The sequence below is a fragment of the Dehalobacter sp. DCA genome (assembly GCF_000305775.1).
GTDB classification, from domain to species: domain Bacteria; phylum Bacillota; class Desulfitobacteriia; order Desulfitobacteriales; family Syntrophobotulaceae; genus Dehalobacter; species Dehalobacter alkaniphilus.
This window is the reverse complement of sequence record NC_018866.1, coordinates 2,428,668-2,450,559: the sequence shown is the minus strand read 5'-3', so window position 1 is coordinate 2,450,559 and position 21,892 is coordinate 2,428,668. Positions and strand designations below refer to the sequence as shown.

At 42.4% G+C, this 21,892-nt stretch carries 23 protein-coding genes; 17 read left to right on the top strand and 6 right to left on the bottom strand.

The features are described 5' to 3' along the window. Positions 1-75: 75 nt before the first annotated feature. Together DHBDCA_RS11795 and DHBDCA_RS11790 are read right to left on the bottom strand one after the other, a co-directional pair. A complete protein-coding gene (locus DHBDCA_RS11795) occupies positions 76-408 on the bottom strand; it encodes a hypothetical protein (RefSeq protein WP_015044439.1) in 333 nt (110 codons plus the stop codon). 15 nt (positions 409-423) lie between these two features. Then, positions 424-1,788, bottom strand: a complete 1,365-nt coding sequence (locus tag DHBDCA_RS11790) for an aldehyde dehydrogenase (RefSeq protein WP_015044438.1) — start codon at positions 1,786-1,788, stop codon at positions 424-426. 148 nt (positions 1,789-1,936) lie between these two features. On the opposite strand from DHBDCA_RS11790, the gene DHBDCA_RS11785 reads away from it, so the two are divergent. Both DHBDCA_RS11785 and DHBDCA_RS11780 read left to right on the top strand, forming a co-directional pair. Next, positions 1,937-2,671 carry a type II toxin-antitoxin system prevent-host-death family antitoxin gene (locus DHBDCA_RS11785; protein WP_015044437.1) on the top strand — a complete coding sequence of 245 codons (735 nt, stop codon included), beginning with the start codon at positions 1,937-1,939 and terminating at the stop codon, positions 2,669-2,671. 38 nt (positions 2,672-2,709) lie between these two features. Continuing rightward, positions 2,710-2,904, top strand: coding sequence for a YwbE family protein (locus DHBDCA_RS11780; protein ID WP_015045375.1), 195 nt, complete (start codon positions 2,710-2,712; stop codon positions 2,902-2,904). 6 nt (positions 2,905-2,910) lie between these two features. Here the strand turns inward: DHBDCA_RS11780 and DHBDCA_RS11775 are convergent, their stop codons facing one another. Further along, positions 2,911-3,831 carry an RluA family pseudouridine synthase gene (locus tag DHBDCA_RS11775; RefSeq protein ID WP_015044436.1) on the bottom strand — a complete coding sequence of 307 codons (921 nt, stop codon included), beginning with the start codon at positions 3,829-3,831 and terminating at the stop codon, positions 2,911-2,913. A 304-nt stretch (positions 3,832-4,135) separates the two neighbouring features. Here DHBDCA_RS11775 and DHBDCA_RS11770 point away from each other — a divergent pair, with 304 nt between their 5' ends. From DHBDCA_RS11770 to DHBDCA_RS11760, 3 genes are all read left to right on the top strand, one after another. Beyond that, entirely contained in the window at positions 4,136-5,155 is a 1,020-nt protein-coding gene (locus DHBDCA_RS11770) for a helix-turn-helix transcriptional regulator (protein ID WP_015044435.1), read from the top strand. A 100-nt stretch (positions 5,156-5,255) separates the two neighbouring features. Beyond that, complete coding sequence (locus tag DHBDCA_RS11765; protein ID WP_015044433.1) at positions 5,256-5,717, top strand: GyrI-like domain-containing protein; 462 nt, start codon at positions 5,256-5,258, stop codon at positions 5,715-5,717. Positions 5,718-5,928: 211 nt separating this feature from the next. After that, positions 5,929-7,800 carry a cell wall-binding repeat-containing protein gene (locus DHBDCA_RS11760; RefSeq protein WP_015044432.1) on the top strand — a complete coding sequence of 624 codons (1,872 nt, stop codon included), beginning with the start codon at positions 5,929-5,931 and terminating at the stop codon, positions 7,798-7,800. 2 nt (positions 7,801-7,802) lie between these two features. Here DHBDCA_RS11760 and DHBDCA_RS11755 read toward each other — a convergent pair whose 3' ends face one another. After that, entirely contained in the window at positions 7,803-8,921 is a 1,119-nt protein-coding gene (locus DHBDCA_RS11755) for an aldo/keto reductase (protein WP_015044431.1), read from the bottom strand. Positions 8,922-9,080: 159 nt separating this feature from the next. On the opposite strand from DHBDCA_RS11755, the gene DHBDCA_RS11750 reads away from it, so the two are divergent. The 9 genes from DHBDCA_RS11750 (at position 9,081) to DHBDCA_RS11710 (ending at position 16,358) form a co-directional block, all read left to right on the top strand. Further along, positions 9,081-9,380 carry a hypothetical protein gene (locus DHBDCA_RS11750; protein ID WP_015044430.1) on the top strand — a complete coding sequence of 100 codons (300 nt, stop codon included), beginning with the start codon at positions 9,081-9,083 and terminating at the stop codon, positions 9,378-9,380. Between the two features lie 86 nt (positions 9,381-9,466). Next, positions 9,467-10,258, top strand: coding sequence for a MerR family transcriptional regulator (locus tag DHBDCA_RS11745; RefSeq protein ID WP_015045374.1), 792 nt, complete (start codon positions 9,467-9,469; stop codon positions 10,256-10,258). A 278-nt stretch (positions 10,259-10,536) separates the two neighbouring features. Beyond that, positions 10,537-11,517, top strand: a complete 981-nt coding sequence (gene sppA / locus DHBDCA_RS11740; protein ID WP_015044428.1) for a signal peptide peptidase SppA — start codon at positions 10,537-10,539, stop codon at positions 11,515-11,517. Between the two features lie 17 nt (positions 11,518-11,534). Further along, on the top strand, positions 11,535-12,089 hold the full coding sequence (locus DHBDCA_RS11735) for an RDD family protein (RefSeq protein WP_015044427.1): 555 nt from the start codon (positions 11,535-11,537) through the stop codon (positions 12,087-12,089). Next, on the top strand, positions 12,079-12,726 hold the full coding sequence (locus tag DHBDCA_RS11730) for a pentapeptide repeat-containing protein (protein WP_015045373.1): 648 nt from the start codon (positions 12,079-12,081) through the stop codon (positions 12,724-12,726). Before DHBDCA_RS11735 ends, DHBDCA_RS11730 begins: the two co-directional genes overlap by 11 nt. Positions 12,727-12,780: 54 nt before the next feature. Continuing rightward, a complete protein-coding gene (locus DHBDCA_RS11725) occupies positions 12,781-13,149 on the top strand; it encodes a YccF domain-containing protein (RefSeq protein ID WP_015044425.1) in 369 nt (122 codons plus the stop codon). A gap of 403 nt (positions 13,150-13,552) precedes the next feature. Beyond that, entirely contained in the window at positions 13,553-14,263 is a 711-nt protein-coding gene (locus DHBDCA_RS11720) for a Crp/Fnr family transcriptional regulator (RefSeq protein ID WP_015044424.1), read from the top strand. A gap of 356 nt (positions 14,264-14,619) precedes the next feature. Next, complete coding sequence (locus DHBDCA_RS11715; RefSeq protein ID WP_193352156.1) at positions 14,620-14,931, top strand: dehalogenase; 312 nt, start codon at positions 14,620-14,622, stop codon at positions 14,929-14,931. Positions 14,932-14,948: 17 nt separating this feature from the next. Continuing rightward, positions 14,949-16,358 carry a reductive dehalogenase gene (locus DHBDCA_RS11710; protein ID WP_015044421.1) on the top strand — a complete coding sequence of 470 codons (1,410 nt, stop codon included), beginning with the start codon at positions 14,949-14,951 and terminating at the stop codon, positions 16,356-16,358. 195 nt (positions 16,359-16,553) lie between these two features. Here DHBDCA_RS11710 and DHBDCA_RS11705 read toward each other — a convergent pair whose 3' ends face one another. Both DHBDCA_RS11705 and DHBDCA_RS11700 read right to left on the bottom strand, forming a co-directional pair. Then, a complete protein-coding gene (locus DHBDCA_RS11705) occupies positions 16,554-17,246 on the bottom strand; it encodes a Crp/Fnr family transcriptional regulator (protein WP_015044420.1) in 693 nt (230 codons plus the stop codon). 190 nt (positions 17,247-17,436) lie between these two features. After that, a protein-coding gene (locus tag DHBDCA_RS11700) for an IS3 family transposase (protein WP_256364946.1) occupies positions 17,437-18,569 on the bottom strand; the annotation gives its coding sequence in 2 pieces (ribosomal slippage) (positions 17,437-18,317 and positions 18,317-18,569; 1,134 coding nt in all). A gap of 134 nt (positions 18,570-18,703) precedes the next feature. Here DHBDCA_RS11700 and DHBDCA_RS11690 point away from each other — a divergent pair. From DHBDCA_RS11690 to DHBDCA_RS11680, 3 genes are read left to right on the top strand one after another with little or no spacing between them, the layout of a single operon-like run. Beyond that, on the top strand, positions 18,704-20,041 hold the full coding sequence (locus DHBDCA_RS11690; protein WP_015044418.1) for a reductive dehalogenase: 1,338 nt from the start codon (positions 18,704-18,706) through the stop codon (positions 20,039-20,041). A gap of 30 nt (positions 20,042-20,071) precedes the next feature. Beyond that, positions 20,072-20,371, top strand: a complete 300-nt coding sequence (locus DHBDCA_RS11685) for a hypothetical protein (RefSeq protein WP_015044417.1) — start codon at positions 20,072-20,074, stop codon at positions 20,369-20,371. Positions 20,372-20,405: 34 nt separating this feature from the next. Then, a complete protein-coding gene (locus DHBDCA_RS11680) occupies positions 20,406-21,677 on the top strand; it encodes a 4Fe-4S binding protein (RefSeq protein ID WP_015044416.1) in 1,272 nt (423 codons plus the stop codon). Positions 21,678-21,892: the final 215 nt, after the last annotated feature.

Sequence of the window (21,892 nt, the reverse complement as noted above, 5' to 3'; positions counted from 1 at the left end):
CAAAGGGATCAGTATTGAGGTGAATGGTAAAGGAAAGGGCAAGAATAATCATGTTGTCAGCAGGGTGTCTATCCGCTACTGAAGAGCTTTTTCCTTGTTGCTATGGTGTTCTTCTATCCTCTGCTTTAGCTCTTCAACCGTTATGCCTTTTTTTTCAGCTATTTCCTTAAGTTTCGCTTCATCCATTTTTCCGTGGCCTTTGCAGCATTTTCCCTCCGCCATCCGCTTTTTCAGTTCTTCGACCGTAATACCTTTTTTCTGGGCGATCTCCTTGAGCTTTGCCTCTAATCGAACTTTAGCTTCTTCCTTAGAAATTCCCTTTTCTTGCGATATTTTGTCGATCATTTTGTCATAGCAGGACGGGGATTGTACGTTCGGGCTATTCTGCTCCGTAGCAGCAATTGCCATGAAAGAATAATACCTCTACTTCAAAAAACGCTTGATTAGTTTGAACTTTTCATCTGTATAAGGGTGATATCTCATGGACAGATCAAGCCAAGTGGACTTTTTGACAATGCTGCGATAATGCGTGAAAGTATCAAAGCTGAGTTTGCCATGATATTGACCCATGCCGGAATATCCCACACCGCCGAAGCCCATGTGCGGTGTGGCTAGATGGATGATCGTATCGTTGATACAGCCGCCGCCAAAGGAACAGGTTTCCAGGATTTTATCCTCCATCGCTTTGCTTGAGGTGAACAAATAGAGCGCCAGAGGCTTGGGATGGCTCCGGATATATTCAATAACCGTTTCGATATCTGTATAGGTCATCACGGGTAAAATGGGACCGAAGATTTCTTCCTGCATGATGGGAGATTCGGGTCCAACGTCGATCAATACGGTTGGTTCAATAAAACGCCTTGGCTCGACATATCCGCCGCCTATGGCCTTGGTTGCGCCGTCCATCAGCCCGACAAGGCGCTTAAAATGCTTTTCATTTACAATCACCGGCATGTCGGACATATCTGCCGAAGGGAAAAAATTTTTTAGGGCATTGGCGTATTCGGTTAGAAAGCAATCCCTGACGGACTCATGGATCATCAGATAATCTGGTTCGACACAGGTTTGCCCGGCATTAAGCACTTTGCCGAAGGCGATACGCTTTGCTGCCAGATGCAAATTGGCTGTCTCGGTCACAATAACAGGGCTTTTTCCTCCCAGCTCCAGCGTCACAGGTGTGAGGTTTTTGGATGCGGCCTCCATGACGGTTTTCCCTACGGCCACGCTTCCGGTGAAAAAGATGTAGTCGAATTTTTCATCCAGCAGCGCCTGATTTTCATTTCTGCCGCCCTCGATGACTGTGATATACTCAGGGTCAAAAATATCGGAAATTATTTTAGCTAAAATGCGGCTGGTATTGGGAGTATAAGCGGAAGGCTTGAGGACCGCACAGTTCCCGCCGGATATTGCACCGATTAACGGTTCAAGGCAAAGATGTATCGGGTAATTCCACGGTGCTATAATCAGCACTACGCCATAAGGCTCTGGTGATAGGAAGCTTTTGGCGTGGAACTGGGAGAGGGGCGTTCTGACCTTGCGTTCTCTTGACCATCCGGGCAGATGACGAATATGGAATCTGATTTCATCCAATACAATACCGATTTCCGTCATATAGGTTTCGAAGGGTGGCTTATTGAAGTCCTGCATCATTGCAGTACATAAACCATCCTCATTTTCGCGCAAGGCACGTTGCAATTTTCGGAGTGCCGAGATTCTGAATTCTACAGGGCGAGTCTTGCCGCTGAAAAAATAGCGGTGTTGGTTTTCGGTGATTTCATGTATTTCCATTGAACTACTCCTTTCTCGGAAGAAAGCGAGATCATTCTCGCTTTATAAAAATGTGAGAGAAGAACATTAGCTAATAATAAGTTGACATAGTAGCTAATATTTTTTATAATTATACCTAAATTAGTAAATTCAGGATGAAGGTGATCCTATGCGTATTAATACCACAGATATGCAAAATGCTTTTGGAAAATATCTTTCTCTGGTAGAGAAGGAAGATATTATTATTACAAAGAACGGCAAGAGTGTTGCCAAACTCATCCGCTATAACGAACCGGACTATTTTCTTGTCCATGAAGAGGCAAAAAAATATCAACCTACCAAAAAGGTAAGCTATGAAGAATACATGGAGCTGGTGGAGTCCTCTGATCAAAGGTATGAACTGATCGACGGTGAGATCTATCTGTTAGCGTCGCCATCATTCACCCATCAGGTAGTCGTTAACGAAATTTCAGGTTGTTTTTATAACTATTTTAAGGGAAAACCTTGCCGTTCCTTAACCGCACCCTTGGATGTCCGGCTATTTGGTTATGCGACGAAGTTCGAAGAAGATCCGAATGTGGTTCAGCCGGATGTCGTCGTGATCTGTGATGAAGACAAGGTGAATGAGAAGAACAAGTATGAAGGTATACCGACACTGGCGGTCGAAGTCTTGTCGCCATCTACCAAAGCCAAAGATCTGGTAGCAAAATTAAATCTCTATATGAAAAGTGGCGTTTTAGAATACTGGGTTGTAAACCTGGAAAACAAAAGTATTCTTCAATATTCTTTTTCTGAAGAAAGAGACATCAATTACCCGCAAAGCTACCAACAGGGTGATACGATCCAATCGACTGTCTTTCCAGGTTTGGAGATACTGTTACCTGATATATTTTCTGAGATTTAGCTGCCGGAAAAATTAGTAATAAGTAGGTGTTTATATTAATGGATGGAAATAACCGTGCAAATATTAAGCCCGGTACACATGTTTTAATCGTACAAAAACAAGATCAGCGAACAGAAAAATTGACCGAAGGAATCGTTAAAGATATTCTAACCAATTCATCGAATCATCCTCATGGAATTAAAGTCCGGCTAAGTAATGGCATTGTAGGTCGAGTAAAGCAAATCATTCCTTAGGATCACTTATTTTATTTTTTTATGAAAGAGACTCAAGAACCCTTTAGGAATCGGACTTTCAAAATGCATGATTTCATTGGTTACCGGATGCTTGAAAGCCAGGATGTGAGCATGAAGTCCTAACCGGTTGATGCTGCTCTTTACTCCTCCATATTTTATATCCCCGATAACACTGTGCCCGATGTCCTGCATATGAATACGTATTTGATTTTTGCGGCCGGTCTCCAGTTTTACCTCTAATAAAGAATAGGAATTGTTTTTTTCCAATACCTTGTAATGGGTCACGGCTTTTTGCCCACCATTGGGAGTCTTGCTGGAGTACATTCGAAGCGCTTTATTTTCTGTTAACCAAGAGGTAATGATCCCTTGATCGTCGGTTAGGGGACCATGAACAACCACGGCATAACTTCTTTCCAGAACAACTTCCTTCCAGGCGTTTTGGAGCTTTTCCTTTATCTCTTCGCTTTTGGCAAACATCATGACCCCGGAGGTTTCTTTATCCAGCCGATGTACAATAAAAACCCGACTCTGATTATCTCTTTTTTTGATATGTGTACTTAAAACGTTATAAGCTGTTAATTCCTTTTCTCTGTCGGTCGCGATCGAAAGCATTCCGGCAGGTTTTTCTATGATGATAAGATATTCATCTTCAAAGAAAATCTTTAGCCCCAGGGGCTTGAGCTCTCTTCTTTCTTGATAGACTTTGCTCCGATTAATGATAACCTTTTGACCTGCAACCAACGGATAGTTAAACAAAGTTGTTACCTCGCCGTCTACAGAAATCTGGCGATGGGCGAGAAGTGACTTGATAGAGTTTCTCCCTTTTTGTGGCAACTGAGCGATAAGGAATTTTAACAATTCATTTTCTTTATCAACGATAAGGGAAGTTTGTTTCTCAGGACGATGTTTGGAATTTGCTTTTTTCATCTGTTAACCCCTTCATGATCATATTATTTTGAGTAAGCGAGGATATTTCCAAAAGATAATTGCCATTATGTATAAAAAAACTCTGGTATTTAGTATTAGCTATTATTGAATAAATAGCAATAGGCGAGATCTCCTATCAGCCACTTGGCCTCCTATATATTTAGATTATTAAGATTTGTCAGGATGAAAAAACATTTAATTTTAACCTCAAAATTCTTGCATTTAATCTTGTTGTGGTATAAAATACCAATAGAACATATGTTCTAAGAGAGGCAAAAAGCCGGAGGTATACATCAGGTAGTAGATGACGGCCTATCAAACCTCTGACAGGCAGCTCTTTTTTCGTCCGGTTATTTTTATTGAGGGTTATAGCGCCGACAAAAATCTGACATGGAAAGACGGTGAAACGATGAAGATCAACCGGCTTTTGGAAATGATTATTCTTTTATTGAATAAAGGGACCATCACTGCCGGTGAACTCTCCGACCGGTTCCAGGTATCTGTGCGGACGATTTACCGGGATGTTGATATTCTATCCACGTCCGGAGTTCCGGTGGTGATGACCAGAGGCAACGGCGGGGGAATATCGCTGCTGGAGGAGTATTCTCTGAGCAAGGTCATGATCAGTGAGCAGGAGAGGGACGGTTTGCTGCTTGCTTTGCAGACCCTGCAAGCTACCAGATATCCGCAAAGTGAGGATATCCTGACAAAACTTGGAGCAGTGTTTAAGGAGCCCTCCCGCAAAGATCGGATCGAGATCGATTTCTCATATTGGAGCAGCACGCCCAATGAAAAGAATAAATTCAACGATATTAAAGAAGCGATTTGGCAGCACAGGGTAATTTCCTTTGATTACGTAAATTCCAATGGCCTAAAAAGCAGCCGTTCGGCTGAGCCGGAGAGGCTGCTGTACAAAGGCCATACCTGGTATTTAATTGCTTACTGCCGTAAGCGGGAAGAGCACCGCATTTTTCGTCTGACCAGAGTTAAAAACGTTACGGTCTTGGAAGAAACATTTACCCCGAGGCTTTGTCCGGAATGGGAAGAAGAGGCAAGCGGCCTACCGGATTCTGTCCATCTTAAACTAAAGTTTCAGCCTAGGATCTTAAACCGGATTTACGATGATTTTGCCGAAGAACTCATTACGAAAAATGAGGACGGCACTTTGGTCGTCGAGGTGGACTTTCCGGAAGATGAGTGGGTCTATGGCTATATCCTTTCTTTTGGCAGCTATGTTGAAGTATTGGAGCCTGTACATATCCGGCGTATCGTGACCGAACGGTTAAAACAGGCTCTAGAAAAATACGAAGCTCCTCAAATATGACATCCTATTGTCAATACATTCCAGTAAGATAGAGGTAGTGAAAACTTAGAGATAGTGAAAACTTAATGGAACAAAAATATTTGAAAGGGAGAAAAGTGTCATGTTTCAAATTGAACTTTCGGAGCGTAAAGCTCAACCTGCTCTGATGGTCAGGACGAAAACGGCCGTGGCCGAACTGCCGAAAGTGATTGGCGAAAGCTATGGGAAGATCATGGGGTATCTGAATGAACTGGGTGTCCAGCCGGTCGATGCTCCATATACCGCCTACTACAACCTGGATATGGAGAACTTGGATGTAGAAATGGGGTTCCCCGTTGCTAAGCTTTTCCCGGATAAGGAGGACATTCATCCTCGGGAGATTCCAGCCGGCAAATTTGTCAGCTGCATTTACAAAGGACCCTATAGCGGGATGCAGCAGCCTTATAACGAAATGTTCCGCTGGATCGAAGAAAATGGCTGCAAACCGGCAGGCGAGTATTACGAATATTACTATAATGCCCCCAGCGATGTTCCGGAGAGTGAACTTCTGACCAAAATTGTAATGCCGGTTATTCAAAAATAAAATCCTGGATTTGTAAAACCTCCTTACAATTTTTTGTTTGGAGGTTTTACATCTATTTCTAAAAGAGGAAAACATATCAACTAGTGGTGAAAGGAACGAATATAGTACAATTCTCTTATGGAAACATCATGATTTGGCAAGAAATAAAACAAAAGAGGAAAGCAGATTGTACATAAAATTATTACGGTATCTTCGGTTCGGTGGATTGCTTATGCTTTGTTTTCTTTTTTTCACCGGATGGATGACAAGCGCAGCGAATGCAGATACGACTCAAATCGATCGAATCTATGGTTCAGACCGTTATGCCACAGCGGCAGCCATTTCTCAGAAAGGATGGGAATCGTCGGAGTATGCTGTCTTGGCCCGCGGCGATGACTTTGCAGACGCTCTCTGCGCGGGACCACTGGCGGCGAAGTATCATGCTCCGATCCTACTGACTGAGTCTCAATCCCTGAATGCTGATGCACGGAGTGAGATTCAACGGCTTGGTGTCAAGCGCGTATTTATTACAGGCGGGACTTCGAGCATCTCTGCGGAGATTGAGACAACGTTGCGTGAAGCCGGTGTGATCGAGATTGTTCGTCTCGCCGGTAAAGACCGTTATGAGACCTCGGTAAAGATTGCCGAAGCGTTAAACAGCAATAAGATGATTCTGGCGACAGGGAAGAATTATCCGGATGCACTCTCCATTGCGGTGGTGGCAGCTCAAGCGGAAATACCGATCTTACTCGCCGGTAAAGACAGGCTGCCGCAAAGCGTTAAGGAATATGTGCAAAGACAGACCACTCAGCAAGCCTATATTGTTGGAGGTACAGGCGTAATCAGCGAGGGGGTAGCCCAACAAGTGCCGGGAGCTTTCCGGTTAGCTGGTTCTGACCGTTATGCCACCAATGTAGCAGTTTTAGAGCACTTTTCCGGCCAATTGGACCTTTCCCGCTTGTTTGTCGCGGTGGGTGAGGGGCCCAAAGGAACAGAGTTCGCCGATGCTTTAACCGGTGCTGTACTGGCGGCTAAGTCATCATCCCCGCTTATTCTCGTGCGTGACACCCTGCCGGAGGTTACGCAAAAATATCTCAAAGGGAAGATCACACCTTTTACGGTTGTGACGGGACTTGGAGGAGAGAATGCAGTTAGATCTTCGGTACTGCAGCGGATCATTAATTTAGCCAATACCAACGATGGCAAACTTTCAGTATCTCCGGCGAGTACAATCGCGGGAGCCACCAAGAATATTTACCTGGTCTATCTTCCTGGGGAGAACATGAACAACGGAACCGTGGAGTTCTTCCTTCCGGATAGGTACTTGGCAATAGCCGGACAGGATAAAATCACGATAAACGGAACCATGAATTCATTGACCTCTGAACAGATTTCCGATGCTGGACGAAGGGTCAAGATATCGGGACTGAACGTTACGACCGGTCAAAAAATAATCCTGACACTCAATGACAAAAGCGTTCAGGACGTTGGCAACTACAGTTTTAAGGTGATCGCGGATGCAGATGGCTCAGGGATTCTCAGACCAAGCTCAGGAAGTCTTACGGAGTCAAGGACGCTTCCGGTTCGTTTCCCGAGTCTTAAAGTGGGGATACAGCTGCTCTCTTACAACCGGCCGACTACGCCTTTATCCCCAAAAGGATTTGTCATTCATTCCACAGCGGATCCTGGGGCCACCGCGCAGAAAATAGTTCAATATTTTAATTACCCCAACCGTTATTCCTCTACCCATTATGTTGCGGATTGGACTGAAACCGTGCAAATGATTCAGGAAGACGAGATGGCCTGGCATGCTGCTCAAACAGCCAACCAAAGGTACCTTTCCGTAGAAATGTGTGAACCGGAAGGGAATCAGCCCGAGCAATTTAAAAAAGTCTGGGATCAGACCGTTCTTTTGGTTGCAGATGCTTGTATCCGATATGGTTGGGACCCCCAAGAAGATATCTTCAGTCATATGGATATCTCTTATGCCTATCGGGAAACAGATCATATTGATCCAATCCCGTTCCTTAAAAAATATAACAAGACCTGGCAGGATTTATTGAAGGCAATTCAAGCGAAGATGGTTGAACTGCAAACGAATTAATCCTATTCCGAGAGAGCTGCAGCATCCTTTAACGTGTCAATAATATGGATTTGCTGAGGACAGACGTCTTCACAGTTGCTGCAGGCAATACACGCGGAAGGCTTTGTGCTGCCCAGCATCAAGGCAATTTGATAAGTCCTTTTGGCACCTTGTAAATCACCGAAGATCATATTCCGGTTCAAGGCATCTAAAAAAACCGGTATGTGAATTTGCTGCGGGCATCCTTTAACGCAATACGCACACGAGGTACAAGGAATAGAGGGAATCGCACGGAGAGCCTCCCGTGCCCGTACGATCACGGCCGTTTCTTCCGGACTCAAAGGCCGGAAATCCTCCATATAGAAAAGATTGTCTTTCATCTGCTGGGTGGTAGACATCCCGCTTAGCACAGTGATGACCTTGTCCAAAGAAGCGGCAAAGCGAATGGCCCAAGATGCCAAAGAGGCCTTAGGATCGGCTTCTTCAAATATTTTCCGGACACTGTCGGCTGGGTTGGCCAGTACGCCGCCCTTGACAGGCTCCATGACAATGATCGGTTTGTTATGCTTAAGTGCCACTTCATAGCATTGGCGCGACTGGACGGATTCGCTCTCCCAATCGGCATAGTTGATCTGGAGTTGAACAAATTCTGTCTCCGGGTGTTCAGTCAGGATGCGATCGAGTAAATCAGCCTTGTCATGGTAGGAAAAACCAATATGACGGGCAAGTCCCTTCTCTTTCAGCTCCAGCATATAATCCCAGATACCGAAGTCGTCAAAGACCTTCTTGCGGCTTTCACTCACATTATGCATCAGATAGTAATCAAAATATCCGGCTCCTGTGCGCCTAAGCGAGGTATGGAGCATCTCTTTGGCCTCTGCGGCAGTGGCAGCCGCCCAGGCCGGAAGCTTAGTAGCAAGCTGAAAGCTTTCGCGGGGATAGCGGTCAACAAGGGCTGTTTTTATGGCCTCTTCCGATTTCCCGTTGATGTAGCCGTACGCCGTATCAAAGTAAGTGAAACCCTTGGTCATGAACAGATCAACCATTTCTTTGGTCTGCTCAAGGTCAATTTCTTTTTCGATCATCGGAAGCCTCATCAGTCCAAAACCGAGCTTCCGTATATTTTTGCCTAAATAGTCCATGATTTATCTCCTGCCATCGTTTAGTGTGATATCATTTCTCAATGGATTAAGTCTGAAATTAATTGTAGTTGGCTGCAAACAGGCTGTCAAATTTACCTTTTAAAAAGGCAGCAACAAATGTAAAATGGTGAATATGAACAATCGTAAGGAGGCCTATATATGAAAAAGAAATATATTATCTTCATGATTATGGCAATCTTAATTTCATTCACATTGACAGGATGTATACCGGGAGATGGTACGTATACATCTGAAAGACCGGCAGGGTTTTTATGGGGCGTTTGGCATGGGTGGATTGCGCCGATTTCACTGATTGTCGGGTTATTTAAGGACAATATCAGAATCTATGAGACTATAAATACAGGCTGGTGGTATGATTTTGGCTTTTATATTGCTGTAATCAGTGGCTTCGGTGGGGCGTCCTTATCCCGAAAGAAAAAGAAAGAGAAAAAGGAGTAATAGCTGGAAAGAACCAGCAATTTCTTAATTTCTCTTGACTTTCCCCCGTAGTGGAGGGTTTATACTGCTTGCAGGGAGGTGAGGTCGTGTATAAAATCAGTGAGTTCTCCAAGATCACCAATATAACAGTTAAGGCCTTGCGGTATTATGATGACCAAGATATTTTGAAACCGTCTTACCGTGCGGAAAATTCCTATCGCTATTATGATAACCATGATTTTAGCCGGGCAAGGCTGATTGTTTTATTGCGTGATCTAAGTTTTTCTATTTCAGAAATTAAGGACATCCTAGCCCATTGTGAAAGTCCGGATGATCTATCCTACTATTTAGCTGAAAAACAAGATATGCTCGCGGAACAGATTAGGAAAGAGAAAGAGCTGATTAAAAAGATGAACCTCTACCTTGAACCCAAAGAAATGGAGGCAGGGAGTATGAACTACAACATTGAAACGAAAGAATTTGAGGAAATGACAGTCGCCGCAATCCGGTATAAAGGCAGGTACAGTGACGTCGGGAAGTACATTGGGATCATTTATAAAGAAGCAAGAGGAAAGACTTTCGGAGAACCATTTTGCTGCTATTACGATGAGGATTTCAAAGAAGAAGCGGATATCGAGCTTTGCGTTCCGGTCAAAGGACCGGTGGCCGGACCGAATATATGCTGCAAAAAGTTACCGAAGATCAAAGCAATCTGCACAACGCATGTCGGCAGTTATGAAAATTTGAGTTTCGCCTATAAAGCTGTGCTAGATTATGCCAGCGAGCATAGCCTGGAGTATAAGCTGCCTTCCAGGGAGATTTATCATAAAGGTCCCGGGATGATTTTCAGGGGGAACCCCAATAAGTATGTTACGGAAATTGTCATGCCCATCGAATAGGAAGAGTAGAGATAGCTGAATTTACTTGTCAAAAACGTGATAGAGGAAGATCCGTAAACCTCCCGAGCAATTATCTCGGGAGGTTTATCGTCTAAAATATGGATTTTTTGAAGGAAAGTGCAGAAATTTAGCGAATTATTCTAAAAGTTTATATTAACAGAAAAGGAAATAGTTCCGTTTTTAAATACGAAAGGTTTTGCATAGAATAACATCTAGAGATACAAAATCATATCCAATCTTAATTTATGATCAATGTTGAAAAACAGTAGGAGGAGAGTATGAATAAAAAACGCTGGATTTCTATCGCGGTTATCGTTGTTTTGCTGGTGATATACGTACAGACAGATGTTATTTCCGGAGGAACAAACATGGGAAAATTGGAAAAATCCCTGTTGCCTTCGGAGCCCTCATTCACCACGGGGACTTATCAGGAAGGAACCGGTAAAACGATTGCTCTGATCAACGTCAACGGAACCATTCAGTCGGGGACTGATTCATTGTCATCCACCGATACCTATAATCACCAGATATTTTTACAGGAAATCGAAGATGCCTTTACCAATCCTGAGATTCAGGCGGTTGTCCTGGCAGTTGATTCGCCCGGCGGCGGTGTGTATGAAAGTGATGAGATTTATCAGAAATTAATCAGTTTAAAAGAAAGATACCCCAAACCTTTGGTTGTTTCCATGGGTACATTGGCAGCCTCAGGTGGTTACTTTATTTCGATGCCTGCGGATGAAATTTTGGCGACTCGGGATACGCTGACCGGATCCATCGGCGTCATTATGAGCACGTATAATTACAGTGAGCTGGCAAAAAAATTGGGTGTTGAGGAAATTGTTTTCAAAAGCGGTAAAAACAAAGACATCATGAATCCGATGCGTGAAGCGACGGAGGAAGAAAAGCAGATCATGCAGGGAATCATTGATGAGTATTATGGCTATTTTGTCGATGCAGTGGCTAAAGGAAGAAAAATGGACCGTCAGGCTGTCATCAAAGTTGCGGATGGAAGGGTTTATACAGCGACGCAGGCCAAATCGCTGGGCCTCATTGATCAGATCGGCGATCTGGATGGAGCGATTGCCGAAGCAGCAAAAATGATTAACGAAAGTGATCCCACCGTTATCCAATATCAAAATGAAACGCTGTTTAATTTGAATCGGCTCTTCTCCATGGTGTCGCCCCAACTTGATTTCTTGGGGATCAAACAGAATTTGCAGGACAGCGCGGCCCCTACCGTGATGTACCTGTATCGCTAAAGGAGCGTGATTCAGCCATGGATATTGATAATATGACAAACAGCGGTGATCAGACAGTGGAAAGTTCAAATACAGTGGAAAGTGTCAATGTTGTAGATTTAAGAATCGTTGGTTTTTGGACCCGATTCTGGGCCTTTATCATTGATCTGGCAGTCATTGCGATGAGCAGTCAGATATTTTTCCGGGTCATATGGCCGGCAGGTCTTGAAACGACAACCATCAAATCATTTTTTCTAATCAATGCACTCTTTCCAGGCATCTGGGGAAGTATATATTTCGTTTTGCTGACGATGTATTTCGGACAAACACTCGGGAAAATGATCATGGGAATAAAAGTTGTAAGCAAAGATGGCAGCCCGCTCAGTTGGTCTGCAGTCACCATGCGGGAAGTCGTCGGGAGAACACTGGCACAGCTGCTCGGCACCTATCTGGGTTATTTGATTTGCGCGTTTCATCCCCGGAAACAGGCCTTGACTGATATCATCGGCGATACCTATGTTGTTTATGCAGGGGATAAAAAGAGGGGCAAATGGGTTCAGATCCCGGTAGCACTGAGTGCCAATGCGGAATGATCAATTCTATGCGACCCGCCCAATATTTGATAACGAACTGGAACCTGCCACGTTGGCAAGAGAGAATATCACGGATGAAGCAATGTTTTCCTACGTGGAAGTAAGCGACTGCACGCTCGATCATGTTGAAGCGGATCGTATCACGTTTAAACAAGTCGTCTTCCAAAAAGTCATGTTTACTGAAGCAATCTTCCGGTATGCCGACCTGATGAATGTCCGGTTCCAGAATTGTGATTTATCCAATGCTGATTTTAGTGAAGCCCTCCTGCATCGGGTCGAATTTATTGACTGTAAGCTGATAGGGATTAACTTGAGTGAAGCCACGCTGCGGGATGTGACCTTTGAAAACTGCAATAGCCAATATGCTTTTTTCAGTTATGCGAATTGTAAGCAGGTATCCTTTCTGCAATGCCAGTTCGCTTCCGCGGATTTTAAAAACTGTGCATTTACGAAAGTCGAGTTTCCGGATTCCAATCTCCGGCAGGCGCAATTCAATTTCACCAAGTTGAAAGGCATCGACTTCACCAGCTGTGATATTGAAGGGCTGGGTGTCAACCCTGCCGACGTGAACGGAGCTGTCGTCAATGCGATGCAGGCTGTTTCTCTGGCTGGTTTGCTCGGACTTGTTATCAAATAAGCAGAACGAAGACTATAGGCTTAGACGTTCAATGCGGATTGGAGGAAAACAAAGATGAACTTCATTGGCAATCTGATTTGGTTGATATTCGGCGGCATTATCGGAGCAATTCTGTGGTTTGTGGCGGGCTTGGTTTTATGTGTCACAATCGTCGGCATTCCTTTTGGCCTGCAGTGTTTTAAAATATCCCTGCTCGTTTTGTGGCCATTCGGCAAAGAAGTTATTCTTGGCGGCTTTGGGGTGGGGGGATTACTTTTAAATATTCTCTGGCTGATTTTTCTGGGATGGGAGCTGGCCGTACATCATTTAATTATCGGCCTTATTTTCTGCATCACCATCGTCGGCATTCCGTTTGGGCTCCAGCATTTTAAGTTTGCCCAGCTGGCTTTGATTCCCTTTGGGGCAAAAATCGCGGACAAATAAATCATTTCCATTGGTATCCTGATTGGGTTTGTTGAATAAAAGAACGTCTTTTTAGGCGTTCTTTTTAATAGTGCTACCTTAAATACGGCAAGACATATTAATGACATTCTTCAGCAAATAAAACTTCAAACATAAAATTATCTTAGAAAAAGTACAAAAGGAAATACTACTACCATAGAAGGTTTTGCAGAATACAAAACGCAGTTTTCATTTTGAAAAAATACGATAGAATATTAGTTATTATCATATGGCAATTATGTTATACTTAATCAATCAAAATACTTATCATATTACGAAAATATTTATTACTTTTCAGAATAGTGATTAGAAAAACGCCACCTGACTTTCATGAGGTGTCAGAGAGATTTGTAATGGTACTAAATTACCAGGATGGAGGAAAAGTATGGAATATAGTTTTGAAAAAGAGGGGTTAAGGTCTATTCCAGATACTTTCTATCCAGTTGAAAAACTGAAAGATTTTACTCATATGGGGACAGTAAAAACCTATGCCAAAGGCAGTACGATTGTCTTTCCGGACGACGAGAATTATATGCTGATTTATGTGCTTTCTGGAAGGATAAGCGTTAGCGTGCTAGCGGATGAGGAAAAGGAGAAATTGATCTATTATACCGGTGAAAATGGAATTATTTGTGCTCGTATGTATCATATGGATAACGATAATATTTATATAGTTGCAACACAAAAAAGTAAAGTGTGTTATTTTTCTGAGGAGCAACTCAGTACAATATTTAGTCAAGATAACGCAATCATTTTTGAAATTATAAAAAGTTTTATTTCAAAGGTGCGTTTTTGTACGAAACAAAATTTGGAATTGACTTATTACAATCCAACCAATAGAATTTTAAGATTGCTGCATGAAGTTTATTTGAGTAACGGCATATTAGTAGGAGATTCTTATGAAATCTGTATAAATTTATCCTTGAAATTTATTTCGCAAATAACAGGAGCACATTATGTTACTGTCTGCAGAGTCTTAGGGTATTTAAAGAAACAAAAAATTGTGGAAAAAATAAAAAACAAAATTATTATTTATGATCCGGATAAATTACAAGAATTAAGCAATGATAACTTTTTTTATAGGAATATTTATTAAAAGAAGTTTAGCAATTTGTCCTACATACAATTACTCAAACCCTTGCCTCCTGATCTCATTACTGTGATTGAAAAAACATGACAACGGCAAATGGCAGTTACATTACCTTTGTCTTTGTCGGAGGAATACGAGAACTGGAACGTGATGTCTCAGTTCTCTTTTTTATGCGCCATAAATGGCTCTTAACTGGGCGGTAAATGGGGGCGCCTTTTATTTTGTAAAAAACACTGACTTTATCAGGAGAAGCCAACTAATGATTGCTATACGTTATAAATTTACAAAAAATTATTATTTATAATGAACTCACAGTTATTAAATAAAAGAATAACTGAATTATCAGAAGGGAGGTGAAGATGATGGCTACATTTTTAATCTTTCTCGCAGGCGTATTATTTTTGGCCGGAATTCTTTTTATTAAACCTCGTGCCAAACGGGAACAAATGTGGAAGACAGTTCTTAACTGGGGCTTGTATGTTATTTGGTACGCCATTACTTGGATGGGAATATCCTTTATTTACATCAATGCGTCCGTAGGACATGTTAAAGCAACAAGTACTGCAATATTCCTGTTTTTGGGAATATCCGTCGTACTTGCTATTGTTCTGGCACGTTTGTTGGGATTCATCACTGTAGGAAAAACAAAAAAAATCAGTACTGAACAGGCTTAAAAAGAGGTGAAAAAGAAATGGATAACGAACAAGGGAAAAAGTTTCAGATCAACCGAAGAAGTTTTTTAAGAGCTGGCGCTGCAGCCACAGTCCTAGGGGTCGTTGGTGCACTGAAAGCCCCTGCCAAGATAGCAAAAGCGACGGATGGTAATATTCTGTATATTGACCCAAACAAGGTTGCAAGTTCAAGTGGCAGTAACGGTTTGCAGTATACTCCGGCACCGAAGGGACAATGGTCTAAACTGCATCCAGTGCATGATCTGGGCAGTGCTAAAATAAACTATGTGGAAAATAACAACGAGTGGTTGGGAACTACTCAAATAGTTGGAAAGATTAAAAATTTCAATGAGGCGGATAGTGGGTGGTTCCTGGATGCAAGAGGTATACTCGGGGACAAGGCACAACGGGCGTTCGCGTACTTAACGACAAGGTATCCGTTGATTAATGCCCTTAACTTTGGGTCATTTTTCGTTGCTTCGGACGATGCTGTTTATGGGAAGCCTATCCTGCAGAAGTTGGAGATTCCCGATCCTGAGCAGATGTCGCAACATATTAAAGATCTTGCCTATTTTCTGCGGGTAGATGATGTGGGTATTGGTAAGATGCCGGAATATGCATACTACTCTGACCATATCATAGACGTTTTAGGTTTGTATTCAAAACCTGTAGAACAATGTACCCGTCCGGTGGAGAAGAGTGAATACCTACCTTACGTAATCACGTTTATTATTGACCAAGGTATGGAGACTATGTTAGCCAGCACTGGGTTTGACTCAATAAGTGGTTCGATGTCCTACAAGTGTTATCACTCAAACGCATGTACTTCCGTCGTCCTGGCTGCATACATCCGGAACCTTGGTTATAATGCCAGGGCATGCCATGCTATGAATTCCTATCTTCCATTCCCGCCTGCTCTTATTGCATCAGGGTTGGGAGAGTTATCCCGTACCGGTGACAGTTCAATTCATCCCAAGTGGGGATTCCGTCATAAAGCTTCTGCCGTTCTTACGGATTTGCCGCTTGCTCCCGATAAGCCAATTGATTTTGGGTTGCTGGATTTCTGCAGAGTATGTAAAAAGTGTGCAGATAACTGTCCGGCCCAAGCAATCTCACAAGATGCTGATCCTGTGGAATATAACGGATACTTGCGCTGGAACAGCGATATGAGAAAGTGCGCTGCCTTCCGGGCGGAAAATGAAGAAGGTAATTGCTGTGGAGTATGCATGAAGGTCTGCCCTTGGAACTCCAAGGAGGATTCCTGGTTCCATCAGGCCGGAACTTGGATTGGTAGCCACGGTGAATCATCAGCGAAATTACTTAAATCGATTGACGATATGTTTGGCTATGGCACAGAACAGCTCTTACAATATAAATGGTGGCTAGAGTGGCCGGAAATGAACAAAATTCCACCTAAATTGCCATTCTAGAATCCTAACTGGGAGACAAGATTTAATTGAAATGATAGATTAATGGGGCGTGTTGTAAAACGTTTATTGAAAAACGTAGTGCGACACGCTTCTTTCGTCCGCATGAATTCGTTAAATATTCTGGTGGGAAAACAAAAAATGTGCGGCACCGGCTTTCAACCCAGGTCATTTTCATTGCGACGAAGTATATCAGACTTATAATTGGGCTTGTAACATCGTCTGATAGTCTCTTAACTTCTGGATATCTTTGATATAGTAATACCCGTTGGTCTGCTCGATTAACATTAATTCTTTTAACTTTTTAATATTCCTTAATGTCGTTATTCGATTTATACCAAGAAGATTGCTGATAAACTGCTGGCTGATTTTAATATTTAACTTGATTTTTGTGTCTTCTTCAACTCCGAAATTTTCGGCTAATGTTAAAAAAAGGTTGCACATCCCCCATTCTGTATCGTGATAGAGCAATTCATCAATATGATTCATATTGGAATAAAATTTCTTTGTAAGGGATTGCAAGAGAAAAAGCGTTACATTTAAGTCTTTTGCCAATAAATCCAAAAGTACTTCTTTTTTCAAAAAGATGAGCGTGGTATCCACAGTTGTTTTAAAATAACAAAAGACCGGAACATCAAAAAGGACATTAGATTCTAAGAAAATACTGCTCTTCTCAAGAATGCACATGATCCGTTCATTTCCTTTGGGAGAGAATTCCGAAGCAATGACTCTGCCTTCTTTGACAAAATAAAATCCTTCCATGATATCTCCAGGAGAGGCAATAACTGTATTTTTTTTGAAGAATAACTCCTTGCCGTTTTCAATCAGCGTTTTAGAAAAATTATCAAGCTTGTAAATTCTTGAGAATTCTTCAACGGGTGAGTATTTCATAAAAATCAGACTCCCCAATAGTTTAATAGTACTTTCCTGCCTATATTAAATATTATCACACATTAATTATACTTTTATTAAAACAAATACAAATGTAGTCTAGACTACATTTGTAGCGTGGATGACCTTGCCTACGTTTGGTAGACACGGAGAAACCCTAAATAATTATTGTTTTCATTGAATTACGCAATCATGCTGCATCATGCACCTTTAATGGCGCTATGTAATCGTTGGAAGAATGAATGCGATTGCGATTGTAAAAGAGCTCAATGTACTCAAATACTGCTGATCTTGCTTCATCTCTGGTCTTGAAATGCATGTCATTAAGCCATTCTGTTTTCAACTTACCCCAGAATGATTCCATTGGGGCATTGTCATAACAGTTGCCTTTGCGGCTCATGCTGCAAACAAAGTTCTTTTCCTGGATTAGTTTCTGGTAGTTATGACTGGCATACTGTACACCACGATCTGAATGTAAAATGAGACCTTCTTTAGGTTTTTTGCGACCGATGGCATTCCTTAGAGCCGATATCACGAGTGACGTTTTCATACGGCTATCCATTGACCAACCGACAATTGAACGGTCGTAAAGATCCAGAATCCCTGCCAGATAGAGCCAGCCCTCATCCGTAGCAATGTACGTGATGTCTGAAACCCATTTTTCATTGCGACGGGATGCAGTGAACTCACGGTTAAGTATATTTTCAGCAACTGGCAAGTTGTGACGTGAGTTTGTGGTTGCTTTGTATTTCTTAATCACCTTTGAACGAAGGCCGTTCTCCCGCATCACTTTGGCAACTGTTGTCTTGCAGGCCAATTGCTCTTGAGGCAGCTCTTTGGTTATTCTGGTCGCACCATAGATGCGCTTGTATTTGTAAAAGAGGCTTGTAACGGTTTTCAGCAGCGCAGCTTTTCTTTCGGCTCTGGCGCTGGGCGGTCTTTTTAGAAAAGCGTAATAACCGCTCCTTGATACGTTTAAGGCCTGACACATCTTCGCAATCCGAAATACGGAGCGATGTTCATAAATAAATTTGAACTTCTTTATTTCTGATTTTTCGCGAAGTAGGCCGCCGCTTTTTTTAGGATTGCGTTTTCCTCTTTAAGATCAAGTAATTCTTTGCGGAGCTTTATGATCTCCTCATCCTCGGGACGCAGTTTGCCCTTGCCTGGGAAGGACTCGTCTCCATGTTGCTTATATTGTCTGACCCAGTCGCGCACTGTTGTGTAATGCACGCCTAGCTCTGTTGCCATTTCTCTGATCGTTGTTTCCTTGTTTATGATCCTCTTGACAACCAACTCTTTGTACTCTTTGTCGTAAGCCATTTTGAATACCTCCGTTATTTTGATTATAGGGGTATTCTCTGTGTCTATCAAACGTGATCTAGGTCAGGACTTCTACTATTAATTTTGAGAAGTGATAGTTTATTCATAGAAATATTTTAGGGAGGAGATGTACTATGGATTTGGGTAACGAAAAAACTAAAAGCACAACGCAAGAAAGTACAAAACAAGAAAAGGCCTTGTCCCAAAAATTTAGCAGACGGGGTTTCTTAAAAACCTCAATCGGAATAGGGGCCGGGGCTGCAGGTGCAGCTTTGTTGGGTTACGACGGCAGCATAGCCAATGCTGCAGAGGTCGTACAGCATGATACAATGCCGGTAGAAATTTCCAGTGATTACCAGCGTTATGATCAGAAAAAAGGTGTTATTTTTCGCGCTATGATGGGAGATCCTGCAGTCAAGACTTCATTTGAGACGTATTTCGGAAAGCATATGCAAACGATACCGATAAACACCGGCGAGGGCTATGGCAGACTTGAAGAAGCGATGGTAGCGGGCGCCTGGGGTGTAGAAGACGGTCTCAATGGTTATCATGCACCGGGTTTTGCCAGTCAGGGACTCTATGAATGGAAGCCCTCACAAGTTAGTGGCAAAGTGAATCCTAATCAATATAAATTTGAGAGCCCAGAAGCAGCAAGTGAAGCTGTCAAAAGGGCTGCAAAATTCTTTGGTGCAAGCCTGGTTGGGATTACTCCGTATGACGAAAGATGGGTATTTTCAAAAGTATTTGATATGCAAAAGCTGGACAGCGTTCCGAATGTGTTCCCGTTTCAACCTACTAATGCAATTATACTGGCACTAGAAATGGATTACCAAGCTTTTGAAGCTGCTCCCACTTCTCTTGAACTAGCTGCTACCGGAAATATTTATTCCAATATGGGTGTTCTGGTCAATAAGCTCTCTCATTTTATTAGAAGTTTGGGTTACCAAACCATACCTTGCGGCAATGATACTGCTTTAAGTGTTCCTATGGCGATTCAAGCGGGACTGGGAGAACTCAGCAGGATAGGTATTCTTATCACTCCGGAATTTGGACCGAGACAGCGTTTATGCAAAATATTTACCGATTTGCCTTTGGCGGTTGACAAGCCGATTACTTTTGGGGTTAAAGAATTTTGCATGAACTGCAAGAAATGTACAGATGCTTGTCCTTCTCAAGCAATATCCCATGACAAAGAACCAAGTTTTGTAGCGGCAACACCTTCCACCAATGCTGGTGTGAAAAGATGGGCTCTCAATGCTGATAAATGTTTGAAACAGTGGGGAGAGGCCGGAACTGACTGCGGAGTCTGTATTAAAGTATGTCCTTACAACAAACCGAATGAATGGCATCATGACTTCGTGAAATTGGGGACGAGAACACCTGCAAGACCCGTCCTTAGGTTCTTTGACGATTTGTTTGGATATGGAAAAGCAACGGTTACCGAAGCAATAAAAGAATTTTGGAAAAAATAAAAATGTATTAGTGAGAAAAGGAGAGATAATATGGCTATCTTTTGGTTGATCCTGGGCGCACTCATCGCATCATCATTTTGGTTTGTCTATATCAAATTCCAGGCTGCAGGCAAAATGTCCGTAGCACGCTGGATTTTAACGTCCATATCCGTAATCTGGGGAGCATTTACGCTGGCTTGGATCGTTAGCAGCATTGCCGAAGGTGAGATGCAGGCTGCCGGTATGGGATTACTGGTATTCGGAGCAATTCTTCTTGTCTTAGTAATCGTAACGGTACGGTTAAATTCCTTTATACCAAAAAAGAAAGCCAATAAAGTAGAGGCCGCATAATTTTAGTCAGGTAGATCTTTATCAGGAGCAAGAAATGAAAAACACAGCAAATAAAATGATTGTATTTGCAGCAGCAGTTGTATTCCTCCTAACGTTAGGTTTGAGTTGGACTCATACAGATAATGATATGATACCTTTTATGAATCAAGTTTTTCCGGAAGCGCAATCTTTTCAAAAGATTGCGTCTTCCCCTGTTATTTATGAAGGAAGAATCCAAGGGAAAAACGGTGAGGAAGAAAAAATAGGCTACGTCGTAATCGAGCAAGCAGTTGCTTATGGCGGTCCGATTAAAATGGTCACCGGAATCGATCTTAAAGGAAAAATTGTAGGGACGGTTATTGCCGCCCATAAGGATACGCCATCCTTTATCGATAAGGTCATTGAACAGAAATACCTGGAGAAATTCATCGGCAAAGATATCACGGATCCCTTGTCCATTAACAAGGATATCGACCGGATATCGGGCGCAACCTTTTCTACAAGGGGGATAGCCAAAGCGGTTTCCCAGGGAAGTCATGCCGTAGCCAGGAGCGAGTTCGGGCTGAATGTTAAGGATGAAGTGGAACCGTCTAAGTTCGGATCCAAGGAAATTGCCGTCATAGCGTTGGTCATCCTGATGGTGATTGGCGTGGCATTCAAACAAAAAAAATTACGCTGGCTTGTCCTTTTAGGAAGTTTAGTCATCATTGGTTTCCAATATAATACGCCCATTTCGCTTGCAAATATTACCGGACTTCTCATGGGGAATTTCCCGTCTGTTCGTGAAAACCTCGTTTGGTATATCCTCTTAATCGGAATCCCGGTGATCACCTTTATCTTAGGAAAGAATGTTTACTGCTTCTGGCTTTGTCCGTTTGGCGCTTTGCAGGAAATAACTGCAAAAGTAGGCGGCGGTAAATTCAAATGCTGCAATAAAAGGATCGAAGCAAAAGCGGCTAAAATAAGATATATACTCATCTACCTGGCACTGATAGGGGCATTTCTAACAAAGACACCGAGTTTTGCCGGTTATGAACCATTTGCTACTTTATTTGGACGGCAGGGATTCGGTATCCAGTGGCTTATTTTGCCGGTCGTGATTTTTAGTTCTTTCTTCATCAGCAGGTTCTGGTGCAGGTTCTTCTGTCCAGGCTTGATACTCAATGAGATCATTTTACGTCCCAGGAAATATATTATGGGGATTTTAGAAAAAGGAATCTTTAAAAAAGCAAAATTGAAAAAGGTTCCGGGAATAGAAGGAATCAAAGGGATAGGAATCGAAGCAAGATCTGCAAATGAATTGAATAACATCGAGGTAAAAGAATGAACAGCAAATTAAGCATGAGGGATATAGTATTTATCTTATTAATATCTGCGGTCGCTATCATGATTGTAATAAGTGAATGGCAGGCTTATCACGCTATCTCTTAAACAAATATCTCAACTTCTCTATGACCTTGGCATTCAGCCTTGGTCATTTTTACGTTGGCGAATTTCAGGATATCCAGATAAAGGGTATAACGTATCAAAAGCCAAGGTCGT